This is a genomic window from Comamonas sp. 17RB (genome assembly GCF_030056555.1).
In the GTDB taxonomy this organism is placed as follows: Bacteria; Pseudomonadota; Gammaproteobacteria; order Burkholderiales; family Burkholderiaceae_C; genus Comamonas; species Comamonas terrigena.
Genome location: NZ_JASHHY010000004.1, coordinates 117,470 through 139,077 on the forward strand (window position 1 = coordinate 117,470; position 21,608 = coordinate 139,077).

General features: G+C 66.3%; 18 protein-coding genes. 10 read left to right on the forward strand and 8 right to left on the reverse strand.

Annotated elements, in window-relative coordinates; all coding sequences use genetic code 11:
* Positions 1-77: 77 nt before the first annotated feature.
* The 10 genes from QM470_RS08800 (at position 78) to QM470_RS08845 (ending at position 11,535) form a co-directional block, all read left to right on the forward strand.
* On the forward strand, positions 78-1,238 hold the full coding sequence (locus QM470_RS08800) for a pyridoxal phosphate-dependent aminotransferase (RefSeq protein WP_283338966.1): 1,161 nt from the start codon (positions 78-80) through the stop codon (positions 1,236-1,238).
* Between the two features lie 601 nt (positions 1,239-1,839).
* On the forward strand, positions 1,840-2,547 hold the full coding sequence (locus QM470_RS08805; protein WP_283338967.1) for a DsbA family protein: 708 nt from the start codon (positions 1,840-1,842) through the stop codon (positions 2,545-2,547).
* Positions 2,548-2,645: 98 nt separating this feature from the next.
* Complete coding sequence (locus QM470_RS08810) at positions 2,646-3,431, forward strand: glutamine amidotransferase (protein ID WP_283338968.1); 786 nt, start codon at positions 2,646-2,648, stop codon at positions 3,429-3,431.
* A 266-nt stretch (positions 3,432-3,697) separates the two neighbouring features.
* A complete protein-coding gene (locus QM470_RS08815; RefSeq protein ID WP_280013964.1) occupies positions 3,698-3,952 on the forward strand; it encodes a GlsB/YeaQ/YmgE family stress response membrane protein in 255 nt (84 codons plus the stop codon).
* Positions 3,953-4,097: 145 nt separating this feature from the next.
* Entirely contained in the window at positions 4,098-4,586 is a 489-nt protein-coding gene (locus QM470_RS08820) for an EVE domain-containing protein (protein ID WP_283338969.1), read from the forward strand.
* 9 nt (positions 4,587-4,595) lie between these two features.
* Entirely contained in the window at positions 4,596-5,363 is a 768-nt protein-coding gene (locus tag QM470_RS08825) for a hypothetical protein (RefSeq protein ID WP_283338970.1), read from the forward strand.
* Positions 5,364-5,663: 300 nt separating this feature from the next.
* On the forward strand, positions 5,664-6,929 hold the full coding sequence (chrA, locus tag QM470_RS08830) for a chromate efflux transporter (protein ID WP_283338972.1): 1,266 nt from the start codon (positions 5,664-5,666) through the stop codon (positions 6,927-6,929).
* A gap of 191 nt (positions 6,930-7,120) precedes the next feature.
* Positions 7,121-7,435 (forward strand): DUF2322 family protein, encoded by a 315-nt coding sequence (locus QM470_RS08835; RefSeq protein ID WP_066535975.1) that lies wholly within the window; start codon positions 7,121-7,123, stop codon positions 7,433-7,435.
* Positions 7,436-7,596: 161 nt separating this feature from the next.
* Positions 7,597-8,517 carry an enoyl-CoA hydratase-related protein gene (locus QM470_RS08840; RefSeq protein WP_283338973.1) on the forward strand — a complete coding sequence of 307 codons (921 nt, stop codon included), beginning with the start codon at positions 7,597-7,599 and terminating at the stop codon, positions 8,515-8,517.
* 378 nt (positions 8,518-8,895) lie between these two features.
* Positions 8,896-11,535: a sensor domain-containing protein gene (locus QM470_RS08845; RefSeq protein WP_283338974.1), complete on the forward strand. Its 2,640-nt coding sequence runs from the start codon at positions 8,896-8,898 to the stop codon at positions 11,533-11,535.
* 144 nt (positions 11,536-11,679) lie between these two features.
* Here QM470_RS08845 and QM470_RS08850 read toward each other — a convergent pair whose 3' ends face one another.
* The 8 genes from QM470_RS08850 to QM470_RS08885 form a co-directional block, all read right to left on the reverse strand.
* Positions 11,680-13,248 carry an acetolactate synthase large subunit gene (locus tag QM470_RS08850; RefSeq protein WP_283338975.1) on the reverse strand — a complete coding sequence of 523 codons (1,569 nt, stop codon included), beginning with the start codon at positions 13,246-13,248 and terminating at the stop codon, positions 11,680-11,682.
* Positions 13,249-13,417: 169 nt separating this feature from the next.
* Positions 13,418-14,293 carry a Bug family tripartite tricarboxylate transporter substrate binding protein gene (locus QM470_RS08855; RefSeq protein WP_272970085.1) on the reverse strand — a complete coding sequence of 292 codons (876 nt, stop codon included), beginning with the start codon at positions 14,291-14,293 and terminating at the stop codon, positions 13,418-13,420.
* A gap of 273 nt (positions 14,294-14,566) precedes the next feature.
* Positions 14,567-14,926 carry a DUF3325 domain-containing protein gene (locus QM470_RS08860; RefSeq protein ID WP_283338976.1) on the reverse strand — a complete coding sequence of 120 codons (360 nt, stop codon included), beginning with the start codon at positions 14,924-14,926 and terminating at the stop codon, positions 14,567-14,569.
* A complete protein-coding gene (locus tag QM470_RS08865) occupies positions 14,923-16,632 on the reverse strand; it encodes a PepSY-associated TM helix domain-containing protein (RefSeq protein WP_283338977.1) in 1,710 nt (569 codons plus the stop codon). The genes QM470_RS08860 and QM470_RS08865 overlap by 4 nt, the downstream gene beginning before the upstream one ends.
* Position 16,633: 1 nt before the next feature.
* Entirely contained in the window at positions 16,634-16,933 is a 300-nt protein-coding gene (locus QM470_RS08870; protein ID WP_283338978.1) for a hypothetical protein, read from the reverse strand.
* 257 nt (positions 16,934-17,190) lie between these two features.
* Positions 17,191-19,689 (reverse strand): TonB-dependent siderophore receptor, encoded by a 2,499-nt coding sequence (locus QM470_RS08875; protein ID WP_283338979.1) that lies wholly within the window; start codon positions 19,687-19,689, stop codon positions 17,191-17,193.
* Between the two features lie 144 nt (positions 19,690-19,833).
* Positions 19,834-20,805 carry a FecR domain-containing protein gene (locus QM470_RS08880; protein WP_283338980.1) on the reverse strand — a complete coding sequence of 324 codons (972 nt, stop codon included), beginning with the start codon at positions 20,803-20,805 and terminating at the stop codon, positions 19,834-19,836.
* Between the two features lie 8 nt (positions 20,806-20,813).
* The gene (locus QM470_RS08885; RefSeq protein WP_283338981.1) at positions 20,814-21,320 is read right to left on the reverse strand and encodes a sigma-70 family RNA polymerase sigma factor; all 507 of its coding nucleotides are present in this window, start codon (positions 21,318-21,320) and stop codon (positions 20,814-20,816) included.
* Positions 21,321-21,608 lie beyond the last annotated feature (288 nt).

A 21,608-nucleotide genomic window follows, 5' to 3' on the forward strand; every position in this document is an offset into this window, starting at 1 on the left:
ACAGTTCACCCAGAGACCTTCCCCAGCCCGGCGCTAGACCCCTAGCCCCCGGGCTTTTGCCTTTTTGCGATTGAGCGATGACCACCGCGCACACCCCCAGCTTTCCCAGCCGCCTGCCCCATGTGGGCACCACCATCTTCACCGTGATGTCGGCCCTGGCCTCCGAACACCAGGCCGTCAACCTGGGCCAGGGCTTTCCGGACTTTGGCTGCGACCCCACGCTGCTGGACGCCGTCAACGATGCCATGCGCGCCGGCCACAACCAGTACCCGCCCATGGCCGGCATGCCCCAACTGCGCGAAGCAGTGGCCGCCAAAATCCACACCCTCCATGGCCGCCAGTACAACGCGGCGACCGAGATCACCATCACCGCAGGCGCCACCCAGGCCATCCTGACCGCCATCCTGGCCACCGTGCAGGCCGGCGATGAAGTGATCGTGCTGGACCCCTGCTACGACAGCTACGCCCCCAATATCGAGATGGCCGGCGGCACCATCGTGCGCGTGCCGCTGACGCCCGGCACCTTCCGGCCGGACTTTGCCAAGATTTCCGCCGCCATCACGCCCAGAACGCGGCTGATGATCGTCAACACGCCACACAACCCCAGCGCCACGGTGTGGACGGCGGCAGAAATGCAGCAGCTCGAAGACCTGCTGGCTCCCACCAATGTGCTGCTGATCAGCGACGAGGTGTACGAGCACATGGTGTTTGACGGTGCCCAGCACGAAAGCGCGGCACGCTTCCCGGGCCTGGCGGCACGCACCTTCATCGTCTCCAGCTTTGGCAAGACCTACCACGCGACAGGCTGGAAGGTCGGCACCGTGGCTGCTCCCGCTGCACTGACGGCCGAATTCCGCAAGGTGCACCAGTTTAATGTGTTCACCGTGAACACCCCCATGCAGGTCGGCCTGGCCACCTACATGCAGAACCCAGCCCCCTACCTGGAACTGCCCGCGTTCTACCAGCGCAAGCGCGATCTGTTTGCAGAAGGGCTGAGCCAGACCCGTTTCAAGCTGCTGCCCACGGCCGGCACCTACTTCCAGTGCGCAGACATCTCCGCCATCAGCGATCTGAACGAGGCCGAGTTCTGCCAGTGGCTGGTGAAGGAAGTGGGCGTGGCGGCCATTCCGCTGTCGGCCTTCTACGGCGATGGCTTTGACCAGAAGGTGGTGCGCTTTTGCTTTGCCAAGCAGGACGACACCCTGCGCGCTGCACTGGAACGGCTGCGCAAGCTGTAAACACCGAAAAGGGCCTGTGCAGGCCCTTGCCCCCTGCAGACCGCTCTACCTCGGCGCAGGCCTCCCCGACAGGCTGGCAGCGCTGCAGCCAACGGCGCTACCTGCGCCAGAATGCGTCCACCACACCAGGGCCAGCAGCACGGCCACCAGCCCTGTGCAGCTGACCAGCTCCACGTCTCCATACGCCGTGGCATTGCGCCGCGGACCCAGAAATCGCGGATAGCGTCCCAGCGTGAGCAACCTGAGCACCAGCCAGCCGGGCCAGATAAAGAGCAGTTGAAACTCCTGCAAGCGCAGCAAAAAGCTGGACACACGGCCCAGCAGGTGCAACACAGTGTCCATACCAGCCGCCCGAAAGCGGTGCAAAGTGGCGGTGTGCGCAGCCAAGGGCATGCGCCGACAGGCCATCCCGTTGCTTGCATGCTTGCTTGCGCACAGCCTGCCGCTTCGGGCTGCCTGTGGGGTCGGCTTTGCGTGATGCCGATTGCATCCAGGCCATCGGATATGTCACCCCACCGGTGCAGCCCCATGCAGGCTGCGCGGTGGCGGGTGATGTCTGCTGGGCCATACTGCGGCAATCTCCACCCTTTGCCCATAGCTGATGACCTTCGCCCGCACCGCACCCACCCTGCACTACATCTTTGATCCACTGTGCGGCTGGTGCTATGGCGCCGCACCGCTGGTGGATGCCGCACGCCAATTGCCCGGCCTGTCTTTGGAATGGCATGCCGGCGGCATGCTGGCAGGCCCGTACGCGCGGCGCATCACGGCCGACTGGCGCGACCACGTGCTGCCACACGACCAACGCATTGCCCAGCTGACCGGCCAGCCCTTCGGCCCCGCCTACACCGACGTTCTGCTGAACCAGGTGGGCACGCCGCTGGACTCCGGCCCACCCATCACCGCCCTGCTGGCCGTGCAGGCCATGGACCAAGCCAGCGACCAGCCACAAGTCCACGCCCTGGATCTGCTGCACCGCATCCAGCACGCGCACTACGTGGAAGGCCGCACCATCAGCGATGCCGACACCTTGCAGCAAATCGCCGCCGAGGCCGGGCTGGACCCCCAGCAATTTGCAGCGGCCTATGTGATGCAGTTGGGCGACCGCACGATCGACCACATTCTGGACAGCCGCCAGTGGCTGCAGCGCGCCGGTGGCCAGGGCTTTCCCACCTGGGTGCTGGAATGGCAGACCGCGCCGGATACCCCGGTACAGCTGCAACGCGTGGACACCGCCAGCTTTCTGGGTCAGCCCGCCGTCTGGCGCGACGCACTGGCGCAGTGGCTGCTCTCCCTGCCGGTCGACTGACCCCGCGTCCCCAGGGCGCGCGGACACCAGGCAGACAGACGAACGGCATGATTCTTGCATGCAAAAAATGCATATCTGACACGCTCTGGGAATGCTTCATGCCTGCCATATCCGCCACACCAGCTCTGTACATCCTCAAAACCGGGTCTACCCTGCCCGCGCTCGCGGCAGCGCATGGCGATTTTGAAGACTGGATCACCCACGGTCTGGCCGGCACACCGCTGGACATCCGCGTGCTGGATGCCCACGCCTGCACCGCAGCCGATTGGCAATGGCCGGAGCGCAGCGCCATGGCCGGCCTGGTCATCACGGGTTCGCACGACATGGTCACCGACGGTGCCGACTGGTGCTTGCGCTGCGAGGACTGGCTGCGCAGCCTGGCCGAGCAGGATCTGCCCCTGCTGGGCATCTGCTTTGGCCACCAGTTGCTGGCCCAGGCCCTGGGTGGGCAGGTCGCCCCGCACCCCGCCGGCCTGGAGCTGGGCACCGTACCCGTTGACGCGCAGCGCGCCGCCGCGCTAGATCCGCTGTGGCACGACCTGCCCGCCCGCTTTCAGGCCCACGCCGTGCACTACCAGTCGGTACGCCGCCTGCCTGCTGGCGCCCAGGTGCTGGCAGCCAACCCGCACGAACCCCACCACGGCTTTCGCTGGGGGGCGCATGCATGGGGCGTACAGTTCCACCCGGAATTCGATGCGCTGGTGATGCAAGCCTATGTGGACCATGTGCGCCACAGCCTGCACAGCCACGCGCTGTCCAGTGCCGACACCAGCGAGTGGCCCGTGTGCAGCACGCCCTGGGCCGCACGCCTGCTGCCGCGCTTTGCGCACTACGCCCACCAGCAACTGCTCACCGACACGGCCCCGCAGTCCTGCACGGCCTGAGCAGGTGCACAGCAGCAGCCAGGCAGCGGGCCTGCGCCCGCTGCGCCGGACGGACCGTCCATCCCGCCTCTCTCCTGATCGATAGCAATCCGCTCCATAGGGACCTGGGCCTCAGGACGTTTCTTGACATACTGGGCGGCCTGCCCCTGCTCCGGCCTTGTCACAATGCACACGCGCAGTGCGCCGCACCATCAAAAAGCCCCTGTCCGACAACCCACGCCGCGCGCGCTCTTTAGAGTTGCCCCTATTGCTTTTGGAGATCAAAGATGATGTCGCTAATTGGAACCTTGATTGTGGGTTTGATCGTGGGCCTGATCGCACGCGCGCTCAAACCGGGCGACGATGGCATGGGCTGGATCATGACCATCCTGCTGGGCATTGCCGGCTCGTTCCTGGCCAGCTATCTGGGTGCAGCCATGGGCTTGTACGCCCAGGGTGAAGCCGCCGGCTGGATCGCCTCCGTCATCGGAGCGATCGTCCTGCTGTTCATCTACAACCTGGTCCGCAGCAAGGCCCGCTGAGCCGACCAACGGCCGCTGCCGGCGCTGCGGCCCGGCAGTCATTGCCCCCACAGCAGGTGTACCCCGGTACACCTGCTTTTTTTCGCCCATGGCGCGTGCGGCACCACCCCACCCCTGCGGCACCAAATCGGCGATCATTGCAGCCATGACCGATGCCTCCACGCCCCGCTACTGGCTCATGAAGAACGAGCCTGATGCCTACTCCATCGACCACGCCCTCGCAGCGCCCGGGCAGACCATCGCCTGGGATGGTGTGCGCAACTACCAGGCGCGCAACTACATGCGCGACCAGATGCGCGTGGGCGACGGTGTGCTGTACTGGCATTCCAGCTGCGCCGAACCCGGCATCTACGGCCTGGCCCGCATCGCCGGTGGCCTGCGCGTGGACGACAGCCAGTTCGACCCGGCCTCACCCTATTACGACCCCAAGAGCAAGCCCGACCAACCCCGCTGGCTGCTGCTGGATGTGCAGGCCCTGCGCAAGACCCGTCCCATCCTGATACCCGAGTTGCGCGAACATGCCGCGCTGCAGGACATGCGCGTGCTGCAACGGGGCAATCGCCTGTCCATCACCGAGGTCACCCCAGCAGAATGGGATTACATCCAGCGCGTGCTGCTGCAGTCCGCAACCTGAGGAGACACCATGCGCGGCGGCATGATCGATTTCAGTTCCTGGTCCTCCATCCTCACCACTGTGGCCAGCCTGCTGCTGATCACCTTGCTGATGGTGGGCATACGCCTGGTCTTCATGCAGACCATCCAGAAGCGCCGGGAACGCGAAAACCGCCAGATCAACGAGCGGCTCAAAACCTTGATGGCCGCCTACAAGACCCTGGGTGGCAGCTTCACCGGGCAACTGGCCGTCAGCCCCGTGCATCTGCGTGAGGTGCACGCTGCCGCACGCCGGGCGGAAACCATGGCAGATGCCGCCGAAGCGGACGACGGCAGCGGCGAAGACAGTGATGACATCCCGACCCTGAGCAGCAGCGAACGCCAGCGCCGCACGCGCGATAGCGTGGAAGCGGCCTTGTCCGATGTGATCCTCCTGGGCACCGAAGAGCAGGTGCGTCTGGCCGCCCAGGCGGCGCAGGACATGGTGGCCGGCCGCGCCATTGAAACCGCGCCGCTGGTGGCCTCGCTGCGCCAGTTCATCCGTGCGGCACTGGACCTGGAGCCGATTCCCGCCCACATCACCATCCCCAACCAGGGCCCTACGCGCAGCAGCACCAGTGGTGGCAACGCCCGGCGCGCAACCGGTGCTCCAGGCGGCACGGGTGCGGCAGCCGGCGGGGGCCGCGCAGGTGGTGGTGGTGGTGGTGGTGGCGGCGCGGCTGCCGGTGGCATGGGGGGCATGGGCGTCGGCATGGGGCTGGGAGGCCTGCGCAAAGAAAGCGGTTCCGACACAGAGTGACCCGCGCCACGCCGCATGCGGCCTCTGTACGCACACCCGGTGGCCAGCGCGGCCAGCGAGGGCCATGCCGGAAAGAAGCTGCTGCAAGACCATACCACCCCGGCACAGCCCCCACGGTCGCGTCCGCACAGCGGACCCTGGACTTTCACATACCGGCGCTATGCTGGTGCCGTCTTCTCTCGTGCCGCCATGCCATCCCCCTCTACTCCCCCACGCGCCGTGGCCCCGGTCACCTTCGCAACGCCGCTGCATCCTGACCGCACAGCCAGGCCCCAAGACCCCAACACTCCAGGAGATGGCATGCCATCCCCTCCCGCAGCCGCCACCTCGCGGCCGCCCGCACGCTGGCGCCAGGTGCTGGAAGTCTTCGTCGTCTTTCTGCAATTGGGCATGACTTCCTTTGGCGGTCCCGTGGCACATCTGGGCTATTTCCGCACGGCGTTCGTGCAGCGGCGCCAATGGCTCAGCGATGCGCAATATGCCGATCTGGTCGCGTTGTGCCAGTTCCTGCCCGGGCCGGCCAGCAGCCAGGTGGGCATGGCCCTGGGCCAGTTGCGTGCCGGTGGCTGGGGAGCGCTGGCAGCCTGGCTGGGGTTCACGCTGCCCTCCGCCCTGCTGCTGATCGCCCTGGCCCTGGGCCTGTCGCACGCAGTAGGGCAGGAGGGCACGTTCCACGGCGTGCTGCACGGACTCAAACTGGTGGCCGTGGCGGTGGTGGCCCAGGCCGTCTGGGGTATGGCCCGCAGCCTGTGCCCGGACCGGCTGCGCGCCGCCCTTGCGCTCGGCGCGGCAGTGCTGACGCTGGGGCTGTCCGCCCACCTCGGCGCCAGCGTGCAACTGCTGCTGATTGCACTGGGCGCGCTGATCGGCTGGCGCTGGGTACGGCCGGCCTTGCCTGCATCGACTGCCACGGACCTCGCCCTCTCCCACTTAGGCATCTCCCGCCGCACAGGCGCGGCCTTGCTTGTGCTGTGCCTGCTGCTGGGCCTGGCTCTGCCACTGCTGGCCCACGGCACCGAGTCACCGCTATGGCAGGCCGCCAGCGTGTTCTACCAGGCCGGAGCGCTGGTATTTGGCGGCGGCCATGTGGTGCTGCCGCTGCTGCAAGGCGGCGTGGTGCAGCCCGGCTGGCTGAGCAGCGACCAGTTTCTGGCCGGCTACGCCGCCGCCCAGGCCGTACCGGGGCCGCTGTTCACGCTGGCGAGCTATCTGGGTGCGCTACTGCCGCTCAGCTTGGGATCGGGGGCATGGTCGGCCTGGCTGGGTGGCCTGCTGGCCCTGGTGGCCATTTTTCTGCCCGCCGCCTTGCTGGTGCTGGGCGCCCTGCCGTTCTGGGCAGCGCTGCGCGCCCACCCTGTGGCCCAGCGCGTGCTGGCGGGGGTGAACGCCGCAGTGGTAGGCCTGCTGCTGGCGGCCCTGTACGACCCGGTGTGGACCAGCGCCATCCACAGCCGGCAGGACTGCGCATTGGCCCTGCTGTACCTGGCACTGTTGGCCGTGGCCCGTGTGCCACCGGTGGCCGTGGTGCTTCTGGCTGCAGGCCTGGGCTATGTCCTGGTGTCTTGAGGCCGCAGCCAGCAGCCCACCCAGCGAAGACGCCCTCTCCGGGAGCCCCACGATCTGATTCATGAACGGCATATACCCAGACGACCCCGGGCTTCGCCAACCGCTGCCCCACTCCGAGCCACAATAGCGGCCGCAGCCCTGGCCTCCAGCGGCTGCGTTTTTCCAGACCTCTTGAATTGAAAGCCCTGACCATGGCCTTTGCCGACAACCTGCGCCAGCTGCCCGCCATCACCCACATTGCCGCCCTGCACCTGCTGGACGACAGCGGCGCCGTGGTCGCCACCATCCCCAACGCCCCGGGCAAGGCCGGTTCGGTCACCGTGTACAACGCCCTGGCAGCCAAGCACGGCAGCATCAATGTGGCAGCGGCCGAAGAAGGCCTGCAGATCTTTGCCGAGCACACCGAAGACGCCAAGGCCCGCCCCGGAGCGCACCCCAATATCGACCGCCTGCTCGAGGTGATTGCCACCGGCAAGGGCTTCACCGTGCAGATCGACCCGGCCTGATTGCGCAGCAGACAGGCTGCTGCCAGCCTGTCGCCCACGCGCCTGCCAGAAGGTCTCAGCCGGCAGGCGCGTCTTCCGCACCACAGCGGTTGGCACGGCCGGTGCACATCCGGTGTTTACGCCAGTGGTGCACTGCCGCAGCGCCGCCTAGAGTGCAGCGCATGACCACATCGACCGCCTCCAACACCGCAGCAACCGCCGCAGCCGGCGCCACTGCCTCACCCCTTCCCGCTCTCAGCCACTTTCGCTGGACGCTGCAGGACCATATTGCCCACCTGCAGCTCAACTGCCCGGACAGCCTCAACACCATGAGCCCCGGCTTCTGGCGTGAGCTGGATGCCGTGCTCCACCACCTGCAACACAGCCCGGAAGCCCAAACGGCCCGCGCCCTGGTCATCAGTAGTACCGGCAAGCACTTCTCGGCCGGCATGGCCCTGGAAACCTTTGCCAACCCTGGCTTCGCCCCGGACGACCGCACGCCCGAAGGCCGCGCCGCGCTGGCCGAAATGCTGTGGGACATGCAGGCCACACTCACCCGCATTGAAGAGCTGCGCCTGCCGGTGATTGCCGTGCTGCAAGGCGGCGTCATTGGCGGCGCGCTGGACATGGTGGCCTGTGCCTGCATCCGCTACGCCACACAGGATGCCTTCTTCTGCGTGCAGGAAATCAACATCGGCATGGTGGCCGACATCGGCAGCCTGCAGCGCCTGCCCAAGCTGTTGCCCATGGGGCTTGTCAAGGAGCTGGCCTACACCGGTCGCCGCTGGCCCGCAGCCCAGGCCCTGCAACAGGGCTTTGTCAATGCCGTGCTCGACACCCCTGACGCCGCACTGCAAGCCGCCATGGCCTGCGCCCAGGAGATTGCCCGGCACCCACCCGTGGCCATCTGGGGCACCAAGCAGGCCCTGCATTACGCACGCGACCACAGCGTGCAGGACAGCCTGCGCCAGATGGGCTGGCTGCAGTCCGGCATCTGGAGCAACCGCCATGTGATGGAAGCCGTCCAGGCCGGCCAGCAAAAGCGTCCGGGAAGCTTTCCGGAAACCGGCGGGTACCGGCAGTTTGGGGCGCTGGAAACGTAATAGGCCCATACCAGCGCCGGCACGCTGCGCGCCGTGCACGGCACCCGCTGGAGCGGACCTCATGCACCACACATATCCAGAGCAAAAATCCCGGGGAGTCCGGGATTTTTTATGCCTTCCACAGTGCCCATGTCTCTCCACAGCCTGGCCGGATGGAGCGCTGCCAGCGAAGACCGATCAGCGTCATGTGCATTCCACACCCTGCGGTCTGTGCCGCGCACAGGCTATGAGGTTCTTCACATAGATACCCGCTTCCTATCCATGGCTAAATGGTATTTCCTGCTCAGACAACCCTCCTAACATGAATGCCCACTTACGCGAAGTTCGTACATGTGGCGTGTGCTGTCAGCACCAGAAGGTTCGGTCGGAGGAGCGCGCATGAAAGGTGAAACCCCATTGGATGACTTTCCTCGCAATCTGGGTGCGGAGCAGTTGATGGCACTCGACAGGGTCATGGCCATTGCAGAGTTCGAGCTCGATGGCACGCTGCGCCATGCCAATGCCAATTACCTGCAGCTGTTTGGCCTGTCGCATGACATGGCGCGGGGCAGAAAGCACCGCAGCTTCTGCCCGCAAGCCCTGCTCAACAGCGGACGCTACAGCACCATCTGGGCGAATCTGTGTGCCGGGAACCCCTTCTCCGGTCCCGTGGAGCGCATACGCGACGATGGCCGCAGTTGCTGGCTGGACGCCACTTATTCCCCCGTATTCAACGCACAGGGCCAAGTGCAGCACATTCTCAAGATTGCGACCGACATCACGGACCGCTACGTGAAAGAGCAGGCACAGCAGGAACATCTCACGCGGTTGACGCTGATCGCAGACACCTCGGATGCGGCTTTGATCATCAGCGACAAGGACTCCCGCATCCTGCATGTGAGCCGCGGTTTCACCCGCCTGTTTGGCTGGCAGAACGAAGAAGCGCTGGGAAAGGCCCCCATCGGCCTGCTGGCACCGCACCTGCCGCCCGAATTTTCAGAAAACTACCACGGCGCATTGCGTGCCGGGACGTCCGTGGAGCGGGAAGAAATTGTGGTGGGCAAAAGCGGTCAGCGCTACTGGATCAAGGTCATCAGCAACCCCATCCAGGATGCGCAGGGTGCATGGATATACACCGTCTCCATGCTCACGGACATCACCCGCTCCAAGATGCACGAGGCGTTGCAACACCGCGTCCTGGAGGCCTTGGCGCGTGAGCGTCCGTTGACGGAGGTCCTGGAACTGGTCTGCCAGGAAGTCGAGCGGATTGCGCCGGAAGTGACGGCCTCGGTTCTGGAAGTGGACGCCCAGGGACTGCTGCACCCCTTGGCGGGCGCGAGCTTGCCCCAATCGTATGCGCAGCTTCTGGACGGACAGTCCATCGGTCCGGCCGCCGGCTCCTGCGGCACGGCGGCCTGGCGCAATGCACCGGTCATCGTGGACCACATCGCCCAGGACCCGCTCTGGAAGGAATACCGGCATCTGGTGCTGCCGCTGGGCTACCAGGCCTGCTGGTCGACGCCCATCCGCAACAGCCAGCACCAGCCCATCGGCACGTTTGCCTTTTATTTTCGGGAACCACGGGCCAAGGCTTCGCAGGAATTTCACCAGAAGCTGATCGACGCCTGTACGCATTTGTGCGCCCTGGCACTGGAGCGCGAATCGGACCGGCACCGCATTCGCCAGCTGGCGTTCTACGATGGGCTGACCGGCATGCCCAACCGGGCCTTGCTGCGCGCCAAGGCGGACCAGGCCATCGCCTCGGCAGCGCGCAACCACGAACAACTGGCCGTGCTGTTCATTGACCTGGACCGCTTCAAGCAGGTGAACGACTCCCTGGGCCATGGCGCTGGTGACGAGTTGCTCCGCACCATGGCGGCCCGGTTGCAACAGGTGCTGCGCGCCAACGACATCGTCGGACGCCTGTCCGGCGATGAATTTGCAGCAGTGCTGACGCAATGCGATGCGGACCATGCCACCAGCACGATCGAGCGCTTGCAGGTGCTGCTGGCCGAACCGCTGACCATCAAGAAAACCAGCCTGACCATCTCTGCCAGCATCGGAATTTCCCTCTTTCCCGCCGATGGACAGGATCTGGAGACACTGCTGCAGCATGCCGACATGGCCATGTACCAGGCCAAAAGCACGGGCAGGGGCAGGTTCTGTTTTTTCAGCCACGAAATGAACCGTGTAGCACAGCAGAAGCTGATGCTGGAGATGGAACTGCGCAACGCCCTGCAAGGCCGGCAACTGCGCCTGCGGTTGCAGTACCAGCCTCAAATCGATCTGGCGACCGGCGAACTCTACGGCGTGGAGGCACTCGCGCGCTGGACCCATGCGGAGATCGGCGAAATTCCTCCTGCGCAGTTCATCGCGCTGGCACAGGAACACGGTCTGACGGCCGAGCTGGGCCGCTGGGCCCTGGATGAAGCCTGTCGCCAGCTGGCGCAATGGCGCCGGGAAGGCGTCGACGTGCCAGCTGTGTCGGTCAATCTCTCGCCGACGGATTTTCAGCACCTCGATCTGGCACAGATCACTGCCGATACGCTGCACCGCCATGGCCTGCAACCGCAGGACCTTACCCTGGAACTGACGGAAAGCATTCTGCAGGATGCCAACCCCGCCACGCTGAAAACACTGCACGACATCCACAGGCAGGGGGTGCGGCTTTCCATGAAGGACTTTGGCGCCGGATATTCCAGCCTGAGCTACCTGCGCCGCCTGCCCGTCAGCGAACTGAAACTGGACCCCAGCTTTGTTGCCGACCTGCAACATGACGAAGCGGCACGTTCCCTGAGCAGCGCCATTTTGGGCGTAGGCAAAAGCCTGCACCTGTCGGTGGTGGCGGAAGGGGTGGAAACCGATGCACAGCGCAACCTGCTCAAGGACCTGGGCTATCCGGCAGCCCAGGGGTTTCTGTTTGCAAAGCCCCTTCATCCATCGGAGCTGCCGGGTTGGCTTGCCTGCAACCTGCAGAGCCGTGCTCCGGCTGCTGGCCGTGTGCCCACCCCTGGGGGTTGCGAATTCATCGGCCCTTGACGAATTCCGGGCGAGCCCGCCAGGCGGTTCCCGGCCTCCGGGCTGACCCAAGGGTTGAGAGATCGCCTTATGCGAGGCGGTTCCGGGTGCGAGCCGCCGGCCCTGGGTACTGCCGCCGTCTTCCCGACGACAGCCCCCTCCAGCTCAGATCACGGACTCAATCAGGAAAGGGCCGTTTTCCGCCAGCCCGGCCTGCAGGGCCTTTCTGAATTCTTCGACCGTCTCGCAGCGCACCGCTGGCACACCCATGGATTCGGCCAGCTGGGTCCAGCGGATGGCGGGCTGGTCCAGCGTCAGCATGCGCTGGGCGTTCTCACCGGGAGTTTGGGTGCCCACGGCCTTCATCTCGCCATGCAGGATGGCATAGCTGCGGTTGGCGTAGATGATGGTCAGGCACTTGAGCTTTTCACGCGCCTGGGTCCACAGGCCCTGGCAGGTGTACATGGCGCTGCCGTCGGCCTGGAAAGCCACCACCTGGCGGCTGGGTGCGCCAATGGCCGCCCCCACCGCCGTGGGGATGCCCTGGCCGATGGCGCCACCGGTGATCACCAGCCAGTCATGGGGCACGGCCTGCATGTTGTGCGCCGCAATGTCGCGGCCGGAGGTGATGGATTCATCCACCACGATGGCGCCTTCCGGCAAGGCCTGCAGCGCCACCAGATTGACAGCGCTGGCGGTCAGCGGCCCGCTGGTGGGCGCATGGATGTGACCGGCAGCCTGCACAGCCAGTGGCGCCTTGCGGTCCACGCCCAGCGCAGTGGCCAGGGCCTGCAGCGCCAGCAACGCATCCTCTTCCGGGCTGCACGCCGTGTGGATGGCACAGCCCGCCGGCGCCAGCGTGCTGGGCTTGCCGGGGTAGGCAAAGAAGGCCACCGGCTGGGGCGCGCCCAGCAACACCAGTTGCTGCACTTCGGCCAGGGCCTGCAGACCGGCATCCACCACATAGGGCAGGCGCTCCACCGCCACGGCGCCGCGGCCGCGCTGCATGCGGCGAAATGCCGTGGGCGTCATCAACCGCGCGCCGGTGGCCTGGGCAATGCGGCCGGCAATCTGCAGCGCTTCGGGCTCCAGCGCCTGTGGCCCCAGGAACAGCACCACCTGCTCTTCGGCCTGTATAGCGCGCAGCATGGCACGGGCCACATGTTCGATGTGCTGCACATCCGGTGCGGGTGCAGCCAGCAGGCGTGCCTGTACCGGCCGGGTGTCTTTGGGCAGCTCGCCCCAGGCACAGTCGGCAGGCAGGATCAGCGTGGCCACCTGACCGGGCTTGCGCAGCGCCTCGCCCACGGCGCGGGCCGTGTCCTTGCCCACCGCCTCCGGCGCTGCAATGCGGTGCACCCAGTGCGACATGGGGCGTGCCAGCGATTCGATGTCGGAGGTCAGCGGCGCATCGTACTGCTGGTGGTAGGTGGCATGTTCGCCCACCACATTGACGATGGGCGAACGTGCACGGCGCGCGTTGTGCAGATTGGCCAGGCCATTGGCCAGGCCCGGGCCCAGGTGCAGCAGCGTGGCAGCCGGCTTGCCGGTGATGCGCGCGTACCCGTCGGCTGCGCCAGTGACCACGCCTTCAAACAGACCGAGCACGCAGCGCATCTGCGGCTTGCGGTCCAGCGCGGCCACAAAGTGCATTTCCGACGTGCCGGGGTTGGCAAAGCACACATCCACCCCGTTGGCCAGCAAGGTGTCACACAGCTGATCGGCACCGTTCATCTCTTGTTTCCTTTCAAATCCATAGCTGCTTGCGCACATGCAGCAAGCGCGGGAGGACGCTCCTCCAATGCCTGAAGCGTGCCTGGGGACAGACTAGTCCGTCTGTCGCCCGGGCGTCAATCGCCCGCGCAGCTGGCGCACGGCGGCATCTCGGAACATGTGCGCACGCTCAGTTCTGGATGCTGATCTGGTTGTCCTTGACCACCTTGCTCCAGCGCGCGCGCTCGGCCACCTGGAATTTCAGGTAGTCCGCCCCCTGCAGCCCGCCCGGCTCGGCACCGATGGCCTTGAGCTTGTGGATGTAATCCGGGTGCTGAAAGATCCTGGCCGATGCGGCCACCAGCCGCTGCAGTGCCTCGGGCGGCAGGCCCTTGGGAGCGGCAATGCCGAACCACGAATAGATGGGGTCTTTCAGAATCCCGGTCTCCAGCACGCTGGGCACCTGGGAAATGTCGGCCACGCGCTGCTGCGAAGTCACCACCAGTGCCCGCACCTTGCTGCCGTCCTTCACATGGGGCAGCGAGGACGAGAGGTTGTCGAACACCGCATCCACCTGCCCGCCGATCAGTGCCGGGATCGATTCCGCGCTGCCCTTGAACGGCACATGGGTCCACTGGAAGTCGCCCTGCGACGCCAGGTACGCCCCGCTCAGGTGCAGCGACGAGCCAATGCCGGGCGATGCATAGTTCAGCTTGCCAGGGTTGCTTTTCGCATAGGCCACCAGCTCCTGCAGCGTCTTGAAAGGCGAGTCTTTCTTCACCAGCAGGATATTGGGCTGCTTGGTCTGCAGACCGATGTGCTCGAAACTGCCCACCGGATCAAAACCCAGGGCCGGATAGATGAACTGGTTGATGCTCTGGGTGCCGATGGACACCTGGCCCAGCGTGTACCCATCGGCCGGCGACTTGGCCAGCACGCCCACCCCCAGGTTGGCACCGGCACCAGGCCGGTTTTCCACCACCACGGGCTGGCCCAGTTCTTTGGACAGAAAGTCGGCATACAGGCGCCCGGCAATATCGGCGCTGCCACCGGCCGGCCAGGGCACGATGAATTTGATGGGCCGGTTCGGATACGCCCCTTGCGCCCAAGCCGCTACAGGCCCTGACGCAACCGTCGCCCCGCAGGCCGCCAAGGCCCAGCCCAGAACCCCACGCCGAGATTGCTTCATGCGCTTGCCTCCTCCAGATGGATGAGAAGCCAGTGTAGAAAGCGGGCGCTGCGGTTTCAGGCGTGCATACCCTAGCCGGCAGTCGCCAGGATTACAGACGGTATAGCCACCGCTGCAACCCTGGTTGCAGCTTTTTACGCGTTGAGACGTTCACGCCGCCCAGCCACCGCACCCAAGCCACACCACCAGCGCAGCCGGTGCCGCCAACAGGGCCAGCCAGGCCACGGTTCGGGGGGAAACGCTCAGCCCCCAGGCCACCGCCAAAGCGCCGGCTGACAGGCAACCCAACCAGGCCACCGTCCCCACCGTGCTGCCCCAGGCCTGCACGCAAGGCACCACGGCAGCGGCCAGCAGCAACACCCCCGCCAGCTGCAGCAGCATGGCACGCCGGCGGGACAGCTCCCTGTCGCCGTGGAGTTGTGCGTGGTGGCGGTCGATCGCCAGCGCCAATGCCGCCATGCCCGCCAGCGCCAGCGCCCAGGACAGAAGAAAAGCCAGTCCGGTATTCATGCGGCCTCCTTGGCACGGGCGGCCGATGCGGATACGGATACGTCAGCCGCGGCAGCGCCCCTCCCTGCCGCCTTGCGTGTTGGGGCCACCGGCCGGTGCTGGATGCGCCTGCGCAATGCCAGCAAGGCCACACCACCACAGGCCAGTGCCACCAGCTCCACGCCCATGCTTTCCCAGTCTGCGCGCTGGAACTGGGCCCACAGCTGGTCGCCCACCGTCATCCAGTTCAGCAGCGGCAGCAGCAGGCACAGCGCGGCCAGCGCGCCCAGTTGCTCGCTCCAGGCCCTGGCAGGCGGGCGGCACAGCGCGTGCACCAGCGCCAGCAGCCACAGGCCAAAGAAGGTGGCCAGCTCCCAGTCATGGCGGTGGGACAGCTCCACGGGCACCAGCCGGTTCGCCCACAGGTAGCCGATGCAGGCCAGCGCCAGCCCGGCAATGGCCGCCACATTCAGGCTTTCAATCAGCCCATAGACGCGGGCGGTGGCGCGGCCAAACTCGCCCAGGTGCTTGGTACGGCGCTTGACCATGAACAGCACGGCGCCGGTGGCCACCATGGCGCTGCCCGCCAAGCCACACAGAAAGTACAGCCACTTGAGCGCCAGCCCCCCAAACTCCACCCGGTGCAGGCCGCCCAGCACCGACTGCGCCAGCGAAGCACCGCCGCCGTCCACCCCACCGGGCAGCCGCACCTGCAGCACCTCGCCCGTCGCGGCCGAGAACATCACCATGCCGCTGGTGGCACTCAGGCGCTGGCGCATGCTGTCCTCCTGGTTCCAGCCGTACACGCCAATGCGCGCTGCGGCATCACCCGGATGGCTGATCACCACGGCCCGCACCGGCTGGCCCATCAGTTGCTGCTCGCGCAGGGCAAACGGCTCCAGATCGGGCACCGCCATGGCCTGGCCGGAACGTGGGGGCTTGCCCCCCTCCTCCAGCGCCGCCATGTGCGCCCGCACCCCCTCACTGCCCGCCCCGTAGAAGGTCACCACGCCGGCCGGCATGAAGCTCAGACCCGAAATCACGATCCCGGTATAGGCAATCATCAGCTGGAACGGCAGCGTCAGCACGCCCGTGGCGTTGTGCGCATCCAGCCAGCTGCGCTGACCTTTGCGGGGGCGAAAGGTGAAGAAATCCTGAAAAATGCGCCGGTGCGTGATGACCCCGCTGACCAGCGCCACCAGCATCACCATGGCCGCAATGCCCACGGCCCACAGCCCCACCCTGCCAGCGTGCAGTTGGTAATGGAAGTCCACAAAATGGTGCCCGCCCAGGGTGTCACGGGCCGTGCGCGCGACGGCACCCAGCGGCTCCCCGGTGGCAGGGTTCAGCCTGGCCTCTGCATAAGCACGCGCGGCATCGAACCAGTACACGGTCAGGCGCCCTGCGCCCTCGGCATCGGCCGGCCACAGCTCCCACATCTCCGCGTCGGGATGGTGCTGTTCCATATAGGCCAGTCCCCAGGCCAGGCGCTGGGACAGGTTGCCCCCGGCTTCAGCCGCCGGAGCCGCCGCCTGCGCGGCCTCCTCGGCGTGGTGCTCGGGGGTCATCCAGTGGGTGATGGGCTCCTCGAACACGGCCAGTGTGCCGGTCAGAAATACCGCGAACAGCAGCCATGACACCCACAGACCGCACCAGGTGTGCAGCCAGGCCTGGGCCTGGCGAAAGCTGCCACGGCCCACGCCGCTGGTAGAAGGTGATTTGGCCATCTCAGCCCCCTGTCCCGGCACGGGCGCAGACCCAGCTGACCAGCACCAGCAGCGCCACCGTGGCCAGCAGCACACCCCAGACACGGGCCAGTGACACGGGCGAGAACGCCCAGATGGCCGCCACCACATAGACCACAAAACTCCACTGCATGCCGGCCAGCACGGCTTCCGCGCGCGCCACAGGCAAAACCGCAGCCAGCAGCACGGCCACGGCACTGGCTACGGCATAGCCCCCCAGCACGGCGGCCAGCACGCGCGACAGTATGGAAAAGCCCGGACGGGCGGTCAAAGCAAGCGACATGGCGCAGCAATCCCTCAGCGAGAAACAGACAGAAAAAACGGGGGCGCAAATACCCCCTTCTCAGGCTATGACACGCGAGATTGAAAAAAGGGCCATCTTATTGTGGCCAAGGGGGTCGTCCGGGATGGGCTTGACCCCTGTGCGCGTGCCGCCCCATCCTGCCCAGGGGATACCCGCACGCCCCATCGGCTGCTGAAACCACAGCAAAGCACCGCGAACCACCCTCAGCAGGTGATGCTGCGGTGCAGCCAGCGCGCTCAGAAGCGGTAGCGTGCCGTCAGCATCACATTGCGCGGGTCGCCAAAGAAGTTGGGCCCGTTGTCCGCACCAATGCCCGAGTAATAGCTGCGGTCGAACAGGTTGTTGACATTCAGGCTCAGGTCCAGCTGACGGCTGAGCGCATAAGCCGCGTGCAGGCCGACCAGGGCATAGCCTCCCTGGCGCACATTCCAGGTACTGGAGATGCTGTCCTGCACATGGACCGAACCACCGACCTTCCAGCGATGCAGCGCTCCCGGCAGTTGGTAGCTCGTGGCCAGCTTGAACAGATGGCGCGGCATATTGGTGGCGTAACGCGACCCGACGCTGTAGCTTCCCGTGGGATCGTAGCCCGAGGCGGCGGCCACCCGCTTGGCCGAAGCATAGGTATAGCTGGCAGACATCTGCCAGCCACGCGCCAGCTCGCCCGCCACCTCGAACTCCACACCCCGGCTGCGCACCTTGCCCGCAGGCTGGTAGCAGGTGGTCAGCTGTCCCGTGCATGCGGAGCTGGGCAGCGCGTCGGGCAGGTTTTCCAGATCGATCTGGAACAGCGCCGCGCTGGCGTTCAGGCGGCCGTCCAGGTATTCGCCCTTGATCCCCAGTTCCAGATTGCGACCCTGCTCTGGCGCCAGCGTGCCGCCATCGGCCGTGTTGTAGCTCTGCGGGTTGAAGATGCGTGTCCAGCTGCCATACACGGCATGGGTCGGGCTCAGCGCATGCACCACCCCGGCATACGGCGTGAACTTGTGGCTGGCCTTCTGGTGCGTTTCTCCATAGGGATAGTCGCCGTCGAACTGCACCTGGTTGCGCTCATACCAGTCCAGGCGCGATCCCAGGATCAGCTTGGTCGCATCGGTTACGGCCAGGCGGGTCATGCCGTAGACGCTGGTCTGCTCCATGTCGGCCTTGCGCCGCCACAGGCCGTACGCACCCACCGTGGGCAGGGGCACGCTGCGCGGGTCCCAGTTCAGCGGATTGAAGGTCGCCAGGGTGAAACTGCCGTCGATGGTGGCGCCACCGCCCACATCGTCCCAGCGGCTGCGCCGGTGGCTGGCACCCACCACCACATCGTGGCTGCGGCCCCAGGCGGTGACTGCGCCCGAGAGCTGGGCATCGAAGCTGCGCTGCGTGCGCTCGTAGTCGTAACCGCCACCGCCCAGGCTGAACAGCGGCTGGCCGCCGGCATCGATGGTGGCAGAACGCAGATAGGTCCCCAGCATGTGCATCTCGCTGTCGATGGCCGATGCCGCGAACTTGGCCTTCCAGCCGTTGCCCAGGCGGTGCTCCACATCGGCGAACACCGTGGTGCTGCGCTTGTCCCAGAAAGACCAGCTGGGGCTCATGCGCGTGGAGCGCCGGATCGGCAGAAAGCTGCCGTCGGGCATGGTGCCCAGACCGTTCCAGTCCACCCCGGGATTGTCCTCGTTGCTGTACGACGCGCCCAGGGTCACGGTGGTGGAAGGCGCCAGATCCGCCTCCAGAATGCCGTAGGCCAGGGTGCGTCGGTTCTGGTAGTCATCAATGAAGGAATGCCGGTCCTGGCGGCTGACCACGGCACGCCCGCGCAGCGTGCCGGCTTCGTTCAACGGTCCCCCCAGGTCCACCGAACCGGTGTAGTCGTCCCAGCTGCCGGCACTGACCGTGGCCGAACCCTGGAATTCGCGTGTCGGGCGCTTGCGCACCAGGTTGATGGAGCCGCCCGGCGTCCCTGCCCCCTCGCTCAGGCCGGCCGCGCCACGCATGACTTCCAGGCGGTCGTACATGGACAGCGCGCCCGTGGACAGTGCCGCCTCCTCATATTCCATGGGCAAGCCGTCGACCATCAGGTTGTTGATCTGGAAGCCGCGCGAGGAAAAACGGTAGCGCTCGCCACCCCACTTGCTCACCGTCAGGCCTGGGGTGGCCTGCACGGCGTCGGCCAGCGACACCAGCCCCCGGTCTTCAATCTGCTGGCTGGTGACCACGGACACCGCCTGCGGGGTCTCGCGCGGTGACAGCGCCAGGGGCGTGGCGGTGCGCATCCGCCGGGCGGTGTAGCTGCCAGTCCCTTCCGTGGCGTCGCCGGGCTCGGCATTTGCCGTCACGCGCACCTCGGCCAGCGTGGATCCCTCCTGGTTGCGGCTGCGCGGCTGCGGCTGTTTTTGCAGGGTATAGCTGCCGCCAGGGCGCTGCACCAGCTCCAGTCCGCTGCCCGCCAGCAGGCGCTGCAGAGCCGCCTGGGGCGTGAAACTGCCCGCCACGCCCGGACTGCTCAGTCCCTGGGTCAGCGCCGGATCAAAAGACAGCGCCACGCCCGCTGCAGCGGCCACTTCGGCCAGCGCACGGCCCAGCGGGCCTGCGGGGATCTGGTAGCTCTGTACAGCCATGGGCGTGGTTGCAGGCACGGGGTCCGCCGCATGGGCCGCGCCGGCCGCCAGGGCACAGCCCAGCAAGACCAGCCGTACAGCGTGGGCAACAGGGTGGAAGACAGGGCGTGAAGCCTGGAATGCGGGCATGAAAAGCGGTCCTTGGGCAAAAAAGTGAAGGGCAAAAAGCGGTTTCACTTCCCTTGCCAAGCGAGCCGAAAAAAAGTCTCAGGGGACGGGCACATTTTTTTGTCAGTGGTGTGCAGGCCACTGCGGCCCTGCAAGCCGCGCGCCCTAACGCGCCAGCAGCGTGACCCAGTGCCCACGCCAGCGCTGGTGCGCCTGGATGGGGTACGTTGCTTGCAGCATGGCCAGCGCACGGTCGGTATCCGTCAGCGGATAGGCTCCGGACACCCGCAGGCCCGCCACCTCCGGTGCGCATTGCAAAATGCCACTGCGGTAGCGCGACAGCTCGGCGCAGACATCGCTCAAAGCCATGGCATCGGCCATCAACATGCCGTGCACCCAGGACTGCTGCTGCACCGACACCGGCGCCAGCGCGCTGACGCCCTGCTTCGTCAGCACCGTCTGCTGTCCCGCCGGCACCACGGTACGGGGTACCGTCTCTCCGTGCAGCGTGACCTCCACCGCGCCCTCGGTCACCGCCAGCTGCACCACCGCATCTTCCTGGCGCACCGTGAAACGTGTGCCCAGTGCCTGCAGCCGCCCCAGAGCAGTGTGCACAGCAAAAGGACGCTGCAGGCCCTTGGCGTCCGGCGCGGTATCCACAGCGATCGCCCCTTTGCGCAGATGCACCGTACGCTGGTGGCCATCGAACACAATGTCCACGGCGCTATGGGTGTCCAGCAGCACCTGGCTGCCATCGGCCAGGGTCAGGCGGCGCTGCTCGCCCGTGGCGGTGCGCACATCGGCCGTCCAGCCCTGCTCCCCCGCCCACTGCCAGCCCAGCCAGGCCGTTGGTGCCACGGCCAGCAAGGCTGCCAGTTTGGCCACCACCTGACGGCGTGAAGGGCGGGCATGGCGTACCGGGCGGTCCAGAGCCGGCATGGCCCAGTCACGGGGCAGATCACCCAGCCGCCCCATCAGCAGCTCTGCGCGGGCCCACGCCTGGCGGTGGGCGGGGCTGCGGGCGCGCCAGCGCTCGAAGTCCGCGCATTCAGCCTCCGTCATCCCCTGGTCGTGCCAGAGCACCAGCCAATCGGCCGCCTCGTCCAGAATGCGCGCATCCATTGCATCACCGGCCATGAACCTGCTCACTCCACCAGTTGCAGGCATTGGCGGAACGCCTGGGCCATATAGCGTTTGACGCTGGTCAGCGACACCCCCAACTGCAGGGCAATGTCTTCGTATTTCATGCCCTCCAGCTGCGACAGCAGGAAGGTGCGGCGCACCACGGGCGCCAGCGTGTCCAGCATGGCATCGATCTCCTGCAGTGTCTCCAGCACCAGCGCGCGTTGCTCGGGTGAAGGGGCCTGCGGCTCGGGCAGCAGCGCCAGGGCTTCCAGGTACGCCTGCTCCAGTGCCTGGCGCCGGTACCAGTTCACCAGCACGCCCTTGGCCACGGTCGTCAGGTAGGCACGCGGCGTCTCGATCGCAGCCACCTCCCTGGCTCCCAGGATGCGCACAAAAGTGTCCTGGGTCAGATCCGCGGCGTCGCAGGCGTTCGACAGCCTCCGGCGCAGCCAGGCCAGCAACCAGCGGTGGTGGTCCAGATACAGAGTGGCGATGTCCCGCGAAGAAGATGGGAGGCTGGAAGGCATATAGGAGCCGGTCGGTCCGCTGCAAATCAAACAAGAATGGTTCTTATTCATTCTATTGCAGTCACTGCCCACAATGGATGTGTCTTCGCCTTCCCCGTTCTTTGTGGGGAAACCTGTCACGGCGTGCGGCACGGTGTGCTGTGCGGCTTCGGACACCGCGCATGGCACTACCTTGTCCTATGGCAGCATGCCCTGAGCCAGCCGGCGGACAGCCCCTGCCCCGGCCCGCCACCTTCGCATCCTGCGCAGGCAACCCCTCGCAATGCGGCAAGGCGGCCACCGCCATGC